The following is a 14,436-nucleotide window of genomic DNA, read 5'->3' as shown; positions in this document are numbered from 1 at the left end:
TCCTATTGTTTGTCATCAGCCATAATATTATATTTTTCAAGGAATTTCGTATTAAATTCACCACTTCTGAATACATCATTATTCAATAATCTTAGGTGGAAAGGTATTGTCGTATCTATTCCTAAAACTAAATACTCACTTAAAGCTCTAATACCTGTCATGATAGCTTCATCGCGCGTTGATTCATGAACGATTAATTTCGCTACCATAGAATCATAATAAGGTGGAATTGTATAATTAGTATAACATGCAGACTCGATTCTTACTCCGAATCCACCCGGTGCTAAATACTGAGTAATTTTACCTGGAGAAGGCATAAAATCTTTATATGGATTTTCAGCATTTATTCTAAATTCAATAGCATGACCATTAATTTTGATGTCTTTTTGTTTGAATGGTAATGCTTCACCCATTGCAACTTTTAATTGTAATTTAACTAAATCAACACCTGTTACCATTTCAGTTACTGGGTGTTCAACTTGGATGCGTGTATTCATTTCCATAAAGTAGAATTTATCATCATTTAAGTCATATATAAATTCGATTGTACCTGCGTTTTCATAGTTTACAGCTTTAGCTGCTCTAATAGCTGCATTACCCATTTCTTGGCGTGTTTCTTCAGATAATATAGGTGATGGTGCTTCTTCAACTAATTTTTGCATACGACGTTGAATTGTACAGTCTCTTTCACCTAAATGGATAACATTTCCGAAACTATCACCAATAATTTGGATTTCAATATGACGGAAGTTTTCGATGAACTTTTCTAAGTATAAACCGCCATTACCAAATGCAGTTTCCGCTTCTTGTTGTGTCATTCTATATCCAGTTTCAAGTTCTTTCTCATCACGAGCAACACGGATACCTTTACCGCCGCCACCTGCAGTAGCTTTAATAATGACTGGGTAACCAATTTTCTTAGCGACTTTCTTTGCATCATCGATATTATGAACTAAGCCTTCACTACCAGGTACAACAGGTACATTAGCTTTTATCATTTCTGCTTTCGCAACGTCTTTGATACCCATTTTTTGGATTGATTCATAGCTAGGTCCGATAAATTTTAGCTGACATGCTTCACATAATTCTGCAAAGTCAGCATTTTCAGCTAAAAATCCATAGCCAGGATGTACGCCATCACAACCAGTTGATGTTGCAATTGATAGGATATTGGGAATGTTTAAATATGAGTCTTTAGACAGGGTTGGACCGACGCAGTATGCTTCATCAGCAATTTGAGTATGTAAAGCGTCTTTGTCTCCTTCTGAATAGACTGCAACTGTTTGAATACCTAACTCATGGCATGCTCTTATAATTCTTACAGCAATTTCACCACGATTAGCGATGAGTATTTTCTTCATTATTTCACCTTGAATAACGGTTGGCCATACTCTACCATTTGTCCGTCTTCTACTAATATTTCTACTATTTCTCCTGAAATTTCAGCTTGAATTTCATTGAATAACTTCATTGCTTCTAAGATACAAACAGTTGTATCGTTGGAAACTTTATCTCCAACTTGTACATATGCACCCTCTTCTGGAGAAGGTGATTTATAAAACGTTCCTACCATTGGTGCGTTAATTGTTTCGTAATTGTCTGAAGCTGTTTCTTGAGTTTGATTATCTTCACTAGGTTGTTGCACAGGTTGAGTAGCATGTTGAGGTTGTGCTATTGATTGCGCTGGCGCTTGTGCTACTTGTGGCGTTATAATTTCAGTTTCTTTTTGTTTTTTTAAGTTAACTACGCTACCTTTGTTATCTTCAATGTTAATTTCAGTTAAGTTTGATTGATCAAGAATCTCAATTAATTCTTTTATTTCTTTAAAGTTCATAATTATTACTGACTCCTTCAGTTTGTTTTCATCTACCCGTCTATTTTACTTGAGTAAACCGCTCAATTCAAGCATGAGAAGATATCCTCTAATTTCATTTTAAATTGAGAGCGATATATCAACGATTAAATTGATAAGTAATATAAATAGATTAATCGTATATAGTCATTTGTAAAACATAAAAAACGTGAAAGATCGTATGTTGATTGCTTTCACGTTATTGTGTTAGTTTAATATTTTTTATTGAAAATTTGATTTAAAATGCTTATTGCTTTATCAATTTGTTGTGAAGTAATAGTAAGTGGAGGTAGTAATCGAATAACATTTTGGCCTGCTGGTAAAACAATTAATCCTCGGCGACGAGCTTCGTTAACTAATTGTTCTATATTTAATGTTGTTTCAATACCAATCATTAACCCTTTACCACGGATGTCTATAATATTTGGATTATCATTTAATTGTTTTTTTAATTTAGCAAGTAAAGTTTTACCTTTTAAACTAATTTGATTTAAAAATTCTTTATCTTTTACTATTGAGAGGGTTTCTTTAGCCACTGTCATTGCTAATTTATTTCCGCCAAATGTAGATCCATGACTACCATAATCAAAGGCATGGCTCAAACGACGATGTCCTATCATAGCACCACACGGTATACCATTTGCAAGCCCTTTAGCAGATGTAATAATATCAGGTTGAATACCATACTGTTCATATGCAAATAGCGTTCCAGTGCGACCTATTCCAGTTTGAATTTCATCTATTATCAATAATATGTTGTTGTCTTTGCATAACTGATTTAATTGATTAATAAATGTTGATTGCACCAGATGTATACCTGATTCACCTTGAATTAATTCGAGCATAATTGCTGCAGTATCACTAGAAATTAATGATTTAACACTTTCAATATCATTGAATTTGGCAAACGAAAAATGTGGAACACCATCACCAAATCCATATTTAATTTTAGATTGTCCTGTCGCTGACATTGCACCATAAGTCCTACCGTGAAGTGATTGTTCAAAGCAAATTATAGATTGTTTACTAGTGAATTTTCGTGCTAATTTAATGGCTGCTTCATTTGCTTCGGCACCACTATTACAAAAGTAAACACAATAGTCTTGATCATCTACTAACGATTTTGCAACTTCTTCTTGTAATGTATTTATGTATAAATTAGGCGTGTGCCAAATAAGGTTAATTTGCTGTTGTAATGCATCAATAAGTAGTGGATGAAATCCTAAGTTTGTAACACCAATTCCTGATGAAAAATCGAGATATTTATTACCATTTTCATCGATTAGTTCATTGCCCTGTGCTTTTACGAATTCAATATTTGATCGTTTATAATTTTGAAATAAATAACTCATTAGATGTTCCCCTCTATGACTGTCCCTGTTAACAAGTTGTCACCTATGATAACTTTCTTGACCCCTGATTTTACTGTATCAACAGCACTTTCAATCTTAGGTATCATTCCACCAGTAATAATGTTTTCTTTTATTTTAGTTTGTACCTCATTTATATGTAATCGATTGATAAGTTTTCCGTTTTCTAAGACACCTTTTACATCTGTCATTAGAATCAATTTTTGTGCTTTTAGTGAAATAGCTATGGCAGTTGCTAAATGGTCCGCATTAATGTTGATTAATTCACCATTTATATGAGTTCCTAATGATGCTAATACTGGGATATTATTTTTATTTAAAAGATCGTTAATATAATTTGGATTAATTTGTATAGATGTACCTACAGAACCATATATTTTATAATTCAAATACTCTGCTTGTATAAAAGAGAGTTGCTTATCTTTTAAGTGATTGACTGCTATGTTTTGCTTCTTTAAATATGCAGTTAATTGTGCCCCGACATGATTGAAAAGTGCTTCTTTTATTATAGGAAGATCTGATTGTGATGTTATTCTAAGACCATCTTTTTTTATTGTAGTATGGCCAGCATTGATTAATAATTCTTCAATCACTTTTCCTCCGCCATGTACGATAATAATTTTATATCGTTGTTTAATCCAAATTTTTAATTGTTGAATTGTTTCAGGTGTAATGTTTTTTGTTGCAATACCGCCCATTTTTATTACTATAATTTTATTCATATTATTACCTCTAAGTTGTATATAAAGCGTTTATTTTTACATAGTCATAAGTTAGGTCACATCCCCAAGCAGTTCCATTTTGATTTCCTTGATGCATATTGATAGAAATTTTAATATGATCTTTTTTTAATAGATGTTGCATTTGTTGTTTATCAAAAGCTTCAGGAGTTGAATGAGTCATAACAAGTATATCTTCAATAGCAATGTCTATATTTGTTACATCAAAGTTTGTCTTTGTATAGCCTATAGAGGCAAGAATACGTCCCCAATTCGGGTCTTCTCCAAAAATTGCTGATTTAACCAAACTAGACCCCACTACTGTTTTAGCAATCATTCTAGCAGATGTTTCTGTAGGCATTCCCATTACTTTAACTTCTATTAGTTTGGTTGCACCTTCTCCATTTTTAGCGATTTTCATAGCAAGATTTCGCATGACGTGCTCTAACATATTGCAAAACGTTATGTATTCCTCCGTGTTCGGTAAAATTTCCTGATTACGTGCTAAGCCATTTGATAATACAAGTACTAAATCATTAGTTGATGTGTCTCCATCTATTGTGATTTGATTGAACGTTTTATTGACATTAGTTTGTAATGCCAGCTGTAATGTTTCAGTTGATATATTGGCATCACAAGTGATAAACGCTAACATCGTAGCCATATTTGGATGTATCATACCTGATCCTTTTGCGACACCTGCCATAGTGATTTTCTGTTGATGAATGGTTTCAGTGACCACACATGTTTTAGTAGTTAAATCAGTAGTTAATATAGCTTTTGCAAAATGATGAGCGTTACCATATTTATTTAACCGTCTAATCCCATTGTCGATGATATCCATTGGCAAGTGTTTACCAATGACACCTGTAGATGCGACAGTTACTAGATTTTGATTAATGTTCAGTGCATTAGCAGTGAGTTGTTGCATTGAGACAGCATCTTCCATACCTTGAGAGCCAGTACATGCATTTGCAATACCAGAATTAACAATAATAGCTTGTACTTTACCATTTGCCTGAATAGTTTCATTATTTAAAATTAAGGGAGCGGCTTTAACTTTATTAGTTGTTTGTACATATGCAACACTTGCGGGTATTTCAGACACAATCCATCCTAAATCTAAGTTTTTCTTTTTTATGCCTGAATGAATACCATCTGCGGTATAACCAATAGGACTTGCTATGTTTCCTGTGATTTCTATCATGTTGTTACTCCTTACTACACTATTGATGGTAAAGTGCGAAGACCTTCTGTTTCATCAAACCCATACATAAGATTAATATTTTGAAGGGCTTGTCCAGAAGCGCCTTTGATTAAATTATCTAACACTACCATAATTGTTAAAATATTCATAGATTTATTATATTTAAAACCAATATTTACAAAATTTGAACCAATCACATCTGTCAATTGAGGCATGTTATTCACTATACGTATAAAATACTTATCTTTATATGCTGAGTCATAACTAAGTTTAATTTTACTTGGATGAATGTCACTATTTAACTTGCAATAAATAGTAGAAATAATTCCTCTATTAACAGGTATTAATGATGTAGAAAATTGAATATTCTGTAAATTTTTATCGTACTTTTTTAGCATTTGTAGAATTTCTGGTATATGCTGATGTTCATTCAATTTATATGTAATATAATTATTGTTTATATTTACAAAATGACTAGTAGTGGTTGGGTTTTTACCTGCTCCAGATAATCCACTCTTTGCGTCAACGATGATTGAATCTAACTGAATTAATTTATCTTTTACTAGTGGTATAAGTGCAAGTTCTACTGCTGTTGCGTAACAACCTGGGTTTGAAATGAATTTTTGGTTTTTTATATTAGAAAATTCAGGAAGACTATATGTAAATTGTTCTTGTATATCTAATGAAACTACTTCTTTCTTGTACCATAATTGGTAATCATCAGGAGGCAGTCTATGATCTCCGGATATATCAACGACTGGAAATTGATAATTAATAAAGTATGAAGATAATTGACTTGCTATTCCGCTAGGTGTGGCAAATACTACTAAATCTGCATGTTTCATTATGTAACGAGCATCAAATGGTTTAATTACTAAGTCACAGATACCTTTTAAATGTGGATAGATTTCAGATAGTTTAGTGCCAGTAGATTGAGTCGCATGTATAGAAACAACTTCTAAGTGGTTATGCGAATGGATAAGTCGCACTAATTCTAATCCAGAATAACCAGTAATCCCCACAATACTAATACGCATACTTAAACCTCTTTTCGTATTTTTATACAATTATATTGTATACTTATAAAATTATCAAGCCTACAATATAATATTTTAGTTAATTAAAATGCAAAAAAACACTCACAACTATCATTTCTGACAGTTATGAGTGTTGAAGAACATCAATTTGATGACTATCCTCTTGAAATGTAACTTCCGTCTCCAGTATTAATTACTAGAATGTCACCTTCGTTAACGAATAAAGGTACGTTCAATGTATAACCAGTTTCAACTGTAGCTGATTTTGTAGCACCAGTTGCAGTATCACCTTTAATACCTGGTTCAGTTTCAGTAACTTCTAATTCAACAGTTTTTGGTAATTCAAGTCCAATTACTTCTCCATCATAAGATTGAATTTGAACTTCCATATTAGCTTTTAAATAATTTAATTCATCTTTTAGATAATCGCCTGGTAATTCTGTTTGATCGAATGTTTCATTATCCATGAATACATGATTATCACCATCTGCATATAGGTATTGCATACGACGATTTTCAATCATAGCTTGTTCAACTTTTTCGCCTGCTCTAAATGTTTTTTCTTGAATAGCACCAGTTCTTAAATTACGTAATTTAGAACGAACGAATGCAGATCCTTTTCCTGGTTTTACATGTTGGAAATCAATTACTTTCCAAATACCATTATCTACTGATATTGTTAAACCTGTTTTAAAATCATTTACTGAAATCATTCAGTTTCCTCCTCAATATACACGCTTATTCTAAAATAATAAGGTCTTTTGTGCATTTAGTAAAGACTTCACAACCATTTTCTGTAATTAAAATATCATCTTCAATTCTAACGCCACCTAATCCATCAACATAAATACCTGGTTCAATCGTAACGCAATTATTAACTTGAAGATGTCCAGATGCTTTTTGTGAAAGCAATGGTCCTTCGTGTATGTCTAAACCAATACCGTGACCTAATGAATGGCCAAAATGCTCACCATATCCTTTTGCTTCAATGTAATTACGGGATAATTCATCTGCTTCTTTAACAGTTAAGCCCGGTTTAATTTCATCGATAGCTTTTATTTGTGCTTTTAATACTATATCATAAATTTCTTTCATTTTTGGATCTGGTTCACCTATCGCAAATGTTCTTGTTATATCAGAACAATAACCTTTGTAATATGCGCCAAAATCCAATGTGATCATATCGCCTTGCTCAATAATTTTATCACTTGCCACACCATGAGGTAAAGCGCCTCGATAACCTGATGCTACAATCGTATCAAAAGAAGGACCATCTGCTCCTAATTGTAACATTTTACTTTCTAAGGCAGCTTTGACTTCACGTTCTGACATACCAGCTTTTACAACTGTTAATATATAGTCATATGTTTCGTCAACGATTTGTGCAGCTTTTTTAATTATATCAATTTCTTCTTCTGATTTTACTTCTCTAATTTTTTCAATTGCATCAGAAATACTGATTAATGTAATCATACCTTTATTTAATTCGAGGTACGTATCATAACTCACCTCATGACCTTCAAAACCTACATTTTCTAATTTTTCTTTTTCAAGAATAGATTTGATTTCGGAAATCATATCATTTTTTCTATTTACAATTTCAAACTCAGTAGCTTGTTTTTTAGCTTGTTCTGTATATCTAAAATCTGTAACTAAATATTTGTGGTTTGATGAAATAATCAATGCCCCACTTGTACCAGTAAATTCTGATAAATATCTTCTGTTGTAATCTGAAAGGATGACAATTGCATCTAGTTTTTTAGATTTTAATAATTGTTGAACTTGCTCTAATTTATTCATATAATACCTCCATAATTAGTATAACGTTTGTACATTTTATTTGAATACATTAAAATGATAGCATAATCAATAAATAATATAATAGTTTTTAGTTTAGGGAGATAATCATGAAGAAATATATAATCGTGATTGGCGCATCTTGCTTATTAGCTGGTTGTGGTAGTCAAAATCTTGCACCACTAGAAGATAAAACTACAAAACTTAGAGATGACAATCATCAATTAAAATTAGATATTCAGCAATTAAATCAAGATATTAGCGATCAAAAATCTAAAATTGCAGGATTACAAAAAGATAAAGAAAATAGTAAGCAAACAGCTACTAATAAGAAAAAAGAAAAGAATTTAAATGCAAGCTCTTCTTATTATAATAAAGTTGCAAAATCTATAGAGAAGTATAATGACATAGATGCGGATGTGAAAAAAAATAAAGGAAGTAACTCTATCCAAAAGAAATTATCAACAATTACATCTGATTTAAACGATGCTTATAGTACATATAAATCTGATATAGATGAAGACTCAATGACAAGTGAAGATAAATCAACGAAAAAAAGTATTAATAAGATAAATAAAAATATAACTTCAGCCTTTAGTGACATCGAACAAGGTTATCAAGAAAAAAATAAAAAGAAAATTAATAAAGGACAGAAAAAATTAGCTAGTGTACAAAGTGAAGTTAATTAGAATTAGGTGGATTTAAATGAAAAATATAATGTTTTATATCGTTATAGCGATTGCAGCATTTGGTTTGATAATGAATTTAGACGTATTTTTGTTTTCAATCGTTAAAATGTTAATTAGTTTCGCAGTTTTAGTGTTAATTATTTATCTAATATACTACTTTTTCTTTTTAACAGAAGATCAAAGAAAGTATAAACGAGCTGCAAGAAAATATCGTAAAAGAAATAAATAGTAATAAAAATAAGCAGTAGTCATTGATATCATTAATTTGATGATGACTACTGCTTTATTATTGATTATATTACTTTCTATATGTCCATTCATCTGAACGGAATTTTTCTTCTAGTTCTTTAACTTTGTTCATTTGTTCATCGGTAAGTGTTAATGGTTTAAATTCAATTTGTAAACCTTCTTTAAAACCTTCTTTAAATGCATCTTCCATTTCATTTAGGGTTATGTGCTTTTCTGAGATGTCGTTAATCGCTACCGCTTTATCTACAAATGCTTCTTTCATTTTGTTTTTTAATCGATCATGTTTAAAAATAAATAAGTCAAAAAGTTCGTCTACATCAATGTCTTGTAAAATAGATCCATGTTGCAGAATCACGCCTTTTTGTCGTGTTTGTGCACTTCCAGCAATTTTACGACCTTCAACAACGAGTTCATACCAACTAGGTGCATCGAAGCAAACTGAACTACGTGGTTGTTTTAATTTTTCTCTTTCTTCCTTGGAACGAGGAACAGCAAAATAAGTTTCGAAACCTAAATTTTTAAAGCCTTCTAATAATCCTTGAGAAATAACTCTATAAGCTTCTGTTACGGTTGTAGGCATTTTAGGATGTGATTCAGGAACAATAACACTGTAAGTTAGTTCTTTATCGTGTAACACTCCTCTTCCACCTGTTTGTCGTCTCACTAGTCCATAGCCTTTTTCTTTTACCTTTTCAATATCTATTTCTTTTTTTAATCGTTGGAAGTAACCCATTGATAGTGTCGCAGGATTCCATGTATAAAACCGTATGACCGGATCAATTTCCCCCCTAGAAACGAAATTAAGTAGTGCTTCATCCATTGCCATATTGTAATATGGATCTTTACTACCAGTGTTAATAAAATTCCATGTTTCTGTCATGATTAAATCCCCCATTAATAATTGCTTTAGTAACAAATTTGATTATAGCCCTATAATTACGAATAAATTATTAAAACATCTGTAAATGTATAAAAATATTTTGATAATTTGTTCTAACAGTCTTATAATTATAATATCGGTAAATTAGGGAGGATGCAACATGAGTATCTCTTTGTATATTGCAATTATTATTTTAATAATAATAATTGGTTATATGGTCGTTCAACAAATTCTTAATAAACGAGCTGTTAAAGAATTAGACCAAAATGAATTTCATAAAGGTTTACGTAAAGCACAAGTAGTTGATGTGAGAGAAAAAGTTGATTATGATTATGGTCACATTAACGGTGCTCGAAATATTCCAATTACTATGTTTAAACAAAGATTCCAAGGTTTAAGAAAAGATCAACCTATATATCTTTGTGATGCGAACGGTATAGCAAGCTATCGTGCTGCTCGTATGTTAAGAAAAAATGGCTATAATGATATTTATATGCTTAAAGGCGGCTATAAAAAATGGACTGGTAAAATTAAGTCCAAAAAATAGTCATTTGATATTTTTATGAAAATATTAAATGATTTCGGAGTAAAGATAATGTGACTTATATAAAGTCGCATTATCTTTACTCTTTTTTATGTAAAAAGAGCCCGTTAGTGTACTGGAATGATACACTAACGGGCTCTATAAAAATTATTATTTTTCAGCATGTAGATTTTCAAATTTAAGAATTGGTTTTCTTGCAGCTGTTGTTTCATCTAATCTGTCTATTATTGTAGTATGAGGGGCTTCAAGAACTTTATCTGGATCGTCTTTAGCTTCATTAGCAATTTGGATTAAAGTATCTGCAAAATGATCTAATGTCTCTTTAGATTCAGTTTCTGTAGGTTCAATCATCATACCTTCTTCCACATTTAATTGGAAGTAAATTGTTGGCGGATGTACACCGAAGTCTAATAATCTTTTAGCCATATCTAATGTTCTAACACCATATTGTTTTTGTTTAATACCACTTAACACAAATTCGTGTTTACAATATTGTTGATATGGAATCTCAAAATGATCATTTAAGCGTGCTTTTAAGTAGTTAGCATTTAATACCGCAGCTTCTGAAACTTCTTTAAGGCCTTTTGCACCCATTGTTCTAATATAAGTATAAGCTCTTAGATAAATACCAAAGTTACCGTAGAATGGTTTAACTCGTCCAATAGAGTTTTTGATATCATTATCATATTTATAATAGTCATTTTCTTTAATTACCATTGGTTTTGGTAAATAACTTGCTAATTCTTTTACAACTCCCACAGGTCCAGAACCAGGGCCACCGCCACCATGTGGACCAGTAAATGTTTTATGAAGATTTAAATGAACTGCATCAAATCCCATGTCTCCTGGGCGAACTTTATCCATAATAGCATTTAAGTTAGCGCCATCATAGTATAATAAACCACCAGCTTCATGGACAATTTCTCTAATTTCCATAATATTTTTTTCAAAAATACCTAATGTATTAGGATTCGTTAACATGATCGCTGCTGTATTTTCATTTACAACACGTTTTAAGTCTTCAATATCGACTTCTCCACGTTCGTTTGATTTTACGGTAACTGATTTGAACCCAGCAAATGATGCTGACGCAGGGTTTGTTCCGTGAGCTGAGTCAGGAACGATAACTTCATCACGATGACCTTCACCATTATTTTGGTGGTAAGCTTTGAAAATCATTAATGCAGTCCACTCACCATGTGCCCCTGCAGCTGGTTGAAGCGTAACTTCATCCATACCTGTAATTTCTTTAAGTTCTTCTTGTAAACTATAAATAATTTCAAGAGATCCTTGGATTTGGTTTTCATCTTGAAGTGGGTGTGCTTCACTGAAACCAGGAATTCTTGCTACCTTTTCATTAATTTTAGGATTGTATTTCATTGTACATGAGCCTAACGGATAAAAACCAGTGTCGACACCGAAGTTTTTGTTAGATAACTCTGTATAGTGACGTACTAAATCTAATTCAGCTACTTCAGGGAATTCAGCTTTATCTTTTCTAATAAATTTATCATCTAAAATCGATTCAAATGAATTGTTGTTAATTTCGCTTTGCGGTAAAGAATAGGCATATCTACCCTCTTTAGATCTTTCAAAAATAAGTGGACTTGATTTACTTACCATTAATTTCACCAGCTTTCTTAACAAATGTATCGATTTCTTCTTTAGTTCTTAATTCAGTAACTGCAATTAGCATATGGTTATTGAATTCACTTGAAACTACACTCAAGTCAAAGCCACCAATAATGTCTTCCTCAGCTAAAGCTTTATTAACTTCGGTAATTGGTTTATTAAATTCTACTACGAATTCATTGAATGAAGTACCTTCTAAAACATTAAATCCAGCGTCTTTAAATGATTGTTTAGCATAGTTAGCATGTTCAAAGTTTTGTACAGCTATATCATATATACCTTGTTTACCTAAAGCTGACATTGCAATAGATGAAGCTAGAGCATTTAACGCTTGGTTAGAACAAATATTTGAAGTTGCTTTATCACGACGAATATGTTGTTCACGTGCTTGTAAAGTTAATACAAAACCTCTGTTTCCTTCATCATCTTGGGTTTGACCAACTAATCTACCTGGTACTTTACGCATTAGCTTTTTAGTAGTAGCGAAGTAACCACAATGTGGTCCACCGAATTGAGATGGAATACCAAATGGTTGTGTATCTCCAACTACTATATCAGCACCGAATGATCCAGGAGGTGTTAATAAACCTAATGCTAAAGGATTTGCATAAACAATAAATAATGCTTTTTTATCTTCTATAAAGCTTTGAATTTTCTCTAAGTCTTCTATTGAACCAAAGAAATTTGGATATTGTACAGCTAATGCTGCAGTTTCATCGTCAACTGCTTGTTCTAGTTTTTCTAAATCAGTTATAGTACCATCTAAATCTACTTCTACGACTTCAAATTCTTGACGTGTTTTAGCATACGTATTTAATACTTGTAATGCTTGATAATGTAATCCTTTTGATACAACAATTTTATTCTTTTTAGTGTGACTATAAGCTAAAATACATGCTTCAGCAAAACTAGTCATACCATCATACATAGAAGAGTTTGCTACATCCATATTAGTTAATTCACAAATTAATGTTTGAAATTCGAAAATAGCTTGTAGTTCGCCTTGTGAAATTTCTGGTTGATATGGTGTGTAAGCAGTATAAAATTCTGATCTAGAAATCATTGCATCTACAACAGAAGGTGCATAGTGGTCGTACACGCCAGCACCAAGATAAGATGCGTGAGTTTCTTTTGTAACGTTTTTACTAGCAACTTTATTTAAACGTTTTAATAAAGTTGTTTCAGATTCACTCTCTCCAATGCCTAAATCTCTATTTAATAAAATATCTGAAGGAACATCTCCAAATAATTCATCAATTGATTTTGCACCTATAGTGTCTAACATTTCTTGCTTATCTTTATCAGTTAACGGTATATAACGATGACTCAATTCGTCCACCCCTTTGTTCTATTTTTCAATTTGGTTCTTCTTAACAATTTTTGCTTTTACTTGTCTTTTTCTAATTTGAACTAGTACTTCTTTACCCATTTCAAACTCATCTCTATTGATAATAGCTAATGCGATTGATTTATCAGAAGAAGGTGATTTTGTTCCTGAAGTTACTTCTCCAATTTGATTACCATCTAAATCTAAAACTTCGTATCCAGTTCTAGCAATACCTTTATCTAAAATTTCTAATCCAACAGTACGTCTTGTTGAACCATTTTCTTTTTGGTCTTTTAATACAGATTTACCGATAAAATCTTCTTCAATTAAAGGTTTAGCAGCAAATGCAATTCCACCTTCATATGGAGTAATTGATTCAGTTAAATCTTGACCATGTAGTGGTAAACCAGCTTCTAATCTTAAAGTATCTCTAGCACCTAAACCACAAGGAACTACGTCGTATTCTAATAAACCATTCCAGATATCTACAGTATCTTTAGCATCACAATAAATTTCAAAACCGTCTTCACCTGTATAACCTGATTGTGAAAGAATAACGTTTTTATTTAAAAGTTGAACATCTTTTTTAAATTCAAACATACCCATTTCAGAAATATCTATATCTACTAATTTTTGCATTAGGTCTCTAGCTTTTGGTCCTTGTAATGCTAATTGACCATAATCTTTAGAAACGTTTTTAACTTCAACATCAAATTTTTTAGATTGTTTTTCAATCCATTGGAAGTCTTTATCGGTATTTCCGGCATTAACAACTAATAAATAGTCATTATCTGCTAATTTATATGTAACCAAGTCGTCAATAATGCCGCCTTCTTCATTACATAAAGCAGTGTATATTGCTTTTGAATCAGTTAGATTGTTAGTATCATTCGATAAAATATATTGTACGAATGCTTTTGCATCTGTACCTTGAATTTGAACTTCTCCCATATGACTTACATCGAATAAACCAATTTCATAACGAACAGCATTGTGCTCTTCTTTAATACTTGAAAATTGAACAGGCATTGCCCATCCACCAAATTCTACTATCTTAGCACCACTGTCTACATAATTTTGATATAATGGCGTCTTTTTTAACTCGCTTGTCATGTCAAAACCCCCTATATTTA

Annotated in this window: 15 protein-coding genes; 3 read left to right on the top strand and 12 right to left on the bottom strand. The window is 31.7% G+C overall.

Going from position 1 to position 14,436, the window contains the following annotated elements; all coding sequences use genetic code 11:
- Positions 1-2 precede the first annotated feature (2 nt).
- The 8 genes from accC to NSQ15_RS06160 form a co-directional block, all read right to left on the bottom strand.
- Complete coding sequence (gene accC / locus NSQ15_RS06195; RefSeq protein ID WP_017637918.1) at positions 3-1,361, bottom strand: acetyl-CoA carboxylase biotin carboxylase subunit; 1,359 nt, start codon at positions 1,359-1,361, stop codon at positions 3-5.
- A complete protein-coding gene (gene accB, locus NSQ15_RS06190) occupies positions 1,361-1,834 on the bottom strand; it encodes an acetyl-CoA carboxylase biotin carboxyl carrier protein (RefSeq protein WP_017637917.1) in 474 nt (157 codons plus the stop codon). Before accB ends, accC begins: the two co-directional genes overlap by 1 nt.
- A 230-nt stretch (positions 1,835-2,064) precedes the next feature.
- Positions 2,065-3,204, bottom strand: coding sequence for an acetylornithine transaminase (locus tag NSQ15_RS06185; protein WP_340747026.1), 1,140 nt, complete (start codon positions 3,202-3,204; stop codon positions 2,065-2,067).
- Positions 3,204-3,944, bottom strand: a complete 741-nt coding sequence (gene argB, locus NSQ15_RS06180) for an acetylglutamate kinase (protein WP_070453842.1) — start codon at positions 3,942-3,944, stop codon at positions 3,204-3,206. Before argB ends, NSQ15_RS06185 begins: the two co-directional genes overlap by 1 nt.
- Positions 3,945-3,954: 10 nt before the next feature.
- Positions 3,955-5,148 carry a bifunctional glutamate N-acetyltransferase/amino-acid acetyltransferase ArgJ gene (gene argJ, locus NSQ15_RS06175; RefSeq protein WP_340747025.1) on the bottom strand — a complete coding sequence of 398 codons (1,194 nt, stop codon included), beginning with the start codon at positions 5,146-5,148 and terminating at the stop codon, positions 3,955-3,957.
- A gap of 14 nt (positions 5,149-5,162) precedes the next feature.
- Positions 5,163-6,185: an N-acetyl-gamma-glutamyl-phosphate reductase gene (gene argC / locus NSQ15_RS06170; protein WP_070453845.1), complete on the bottom strand. Its 1,023-nt coding sequence runs from the start codon at positions 6,183-6,185 to the stop codon at positions 5,163-5,165.
- 155 nt (positions 6,186-6,340) lie between these two features.
- Complete coding sequence (gene efp / locus NSQ15_RS06165; protein ID WP_017637912.1) at positions 6,341-6,898, bottom strand: elongation factor P; 558 nt, start codon at positions 6,896-6,898, stop codon at positions 6,341-6,343.
- 25 nt (positions 6,899-6,923) lie between these two features.
- Entirely contained in the window at positions 6,924-7,985 is a 1,062-nt protein-coding gene (locus tag NSQ15_RS06160) for a M24 family metallopeptidase (RefSeq protein ID WP_213406137.1), read from the bottom strand.
- A 107-nt stretch (positions 7,986-8,092) separates the two neighbouring features.
- Between NSQ15_RS06160 and NSQ15_RS06155 the strand changes: the two genes are divergently transcribed.
- Entirely contained in the window at positions 8,093-8,671 is a 579-nt protein-coding gene (locus NSQ15_RS06155) for a hypothetical protein (protein ID WP_340747024.1), read from the top strand.
- 16 nt (positions 8,672-8,687) lie between these two features.
- Positions 8,688-8,900: an SA1362 family protein gene (locus tag NSQ15_RS06150; protein WP_029055294.1), complete on the top strand. Its 213-nt coding sequence runs from the start codon at positions 8,688-8,690 to the stop codon at positions 8,898-8,900.
- A 69-nt stretch (positions 8,901-8,969) separates the two neighbouring features.
- Here the strand turns inward: NSQ15_RS06150 and NSQ15_RS06145 are convergent, their stop codons facing one another.
- Complete coding sequence (locus NSQ15_RS06145; RefSeq protein ID WP_217193922.1) at positions 8,970-9,800, bottom strand: lipoate--protein ligase family protein; 831 nt, start codon at positions 9,798-9,800, stop codon at positions 8,970-8,972.
- Positions 9,801-9,960: 160 nt separating this feature from the next.
- Between NSQ15_RS06145 and NSQ15_RS06140 the strand changes: the two genes are divergently transcribed.
- Complete coding sequence (locus NSQ15_RS06140) at positions 9,961-10,347, top strand: rhodanese-like domain-containing protein (protein WP_017636957.1); 387 nt, start codon at positions 9,961-9,963, stop codon at positions 10,345-10,347.
- A gap of 147 nt (positions 10,348-10,494) precedes the next feature.
- Here NSQ15_RS06140 and gcvPB read toward each other — a convergent pair whose 3' ends face one another.
- Genes gcvPB through gcvT form a run of 3 tightly spaced genes read right to left on the bottom strand, consistent with a single transcriptional unit; the run spans position 10,495 to position 14,416 of the window.
- On the bottom strand, positions 10,495-11,967 hold the full coding sequence (gcvPB, locus tag NSQ15_RS06135) for an aminomethyl-transferring glycine dehydrogenase subunit GcvPB (RefSeq protein WP_340747023.1): 1,473 nt from the start codon (positions 11,965-11,967) through the stop codon (positions 10,495-10,497).
- Complete coding sequence (gene gcvPA / locus NSQ15_RS06130; RefSeq protein WP_154834972.1) at positions 11,957-13,306, bottom strand: aminomethyl-transferring glycine dehydrogenase subunit GcvPA; 1,350 nt, start codon at positions 13,304-13,306, stop codon at positions 11,957-11,959. Before gcvPA ends, gcvPB begins: the two co-directional genes overlap by 11 nt.
- An 18-nt stretch (positions 13,307-13,324) precedes the next feature.
- Positions 13,325-14,416 carry a glycine cleavage system aminomethyltransferase GcvT gene (gene gcvT, locus NSQ15_RS06125; protein WP_124760093.1) on the bottom strand — a complete coding sequence of 364 codons (1,092 nt, stop codon included), beginning with the start codon at positions 14,414-14,416 and terminating at the stop codon, positions 13,325-13,327.
- Between the last annotated feature and the right edge of the window lie 20 nt (positions 14,417-14,436).

Origin of the sequence: Staphylococcus sp. FSL W8-0774, from assembly GCF_038006785.1 — a bacterium.
Classification (GTDB): Bacteria; Bacillota; Bacilli; order Staphylococcales; family Staphylococcaceae; genus Staphylococcus; species Staphylococcus pasteuri.
This window is presented reverse-complemented; position numbering and strand designations above follow the sequence as displayed.

Bases quoted from the DNA above. Each gene is read 5' to 3' on its own strand.
- NSQ15_RS06155 (WP_340747024.1), top strand. From the start codon at position 8,093: ATGAAGAAATATATAATCGTGATTGGCGCATCTTGCTTATTAGCTGGT.
- argC (WP_070453845.1), bottom strand. From the start codon at position 6,185: ATGCGTATTAGTATTGTGGGGATTACTGGTTATTCTGGATTAGAATTA.
- gcvT (WP_124760093.1), bottom strand. From the start codon at position 14,416: ATGACAAGCGAGTTAAAAAAGACGCCATTATATCAAAATTATGTAGAC.
- argJ (WP_340747025.1), bottom strand. From the start codon at position 5,148: ATGATAGAAATCACAGGAAACATAGCAAGTCCTATTGGTTATACCGCA.
- efp (WP_017637912.1), bottom strand. From the start codon at position 6,898: ATGATTTCAGTAAATGATTTTAAAACAGGTTTAACAATATCAGTAGAT.
- gcvPB (WP_340747023.1), bottom strand. From the start codon at position 11,967: ATGGTAAGTAAATCAAGTCCACTTATTTTTGAAAGATCTAAAGAGGGT.
- NSQ15_RS06185 (WP_340747026.1), bottom strand. From the start codon at position 3,204: ATGAGTTATTTATTTCAAAATTATAAACGATCAAATATTGAATTCGTA.
- NSQ15_RS06150 (WP_029055294.1), top strand. From the start codon at position 8,688: ATGAAAAATATAATGTTTTATATCGTTATAGCGATTGCAGCATTTGGT.
- NSQ15_RS06145 (WP_217193922.1), bottom strand. From the start codon at position 9,800: ATGACAGAAACATGGAATTTTATTAACACTGGTAGTAAAGATCCATAT.
- NSQ15_RS06160 (WP_213406137.1), bottom strand. From the start codon at position 7,985: ATGAATAAATTAGAGCAAGTTCAACAATTATTAAAATCTAAAAAACTA.
- argB (WP_070453842.1), bottom strand. From the start codon at position 3,944: ATGAATAAAATTATAGTAATAAAAATGGGCGGTATTGCAACAAAAAAC.
- NSQ15_RS06140 (WP_017636957.1), top strand. From the start codon at position 9,961: ATGAGTATCTCTTTGTATATTGCAATTATTATTTTAATAATAATAATT.
- accC (WP_017637918.1), bottom strand. From the start codon at position 1,361: ATGAAGAAAATACTCATCGCTAATCGTGGTGAAATTGCTGTAAGAATT.
- accB (WP_017637917.1), bottom strand. From the start codon at position 1,834: ATGAACTTTAAAGAAATAAAAGAATTAATTGAGATTCTTGATCAATCA.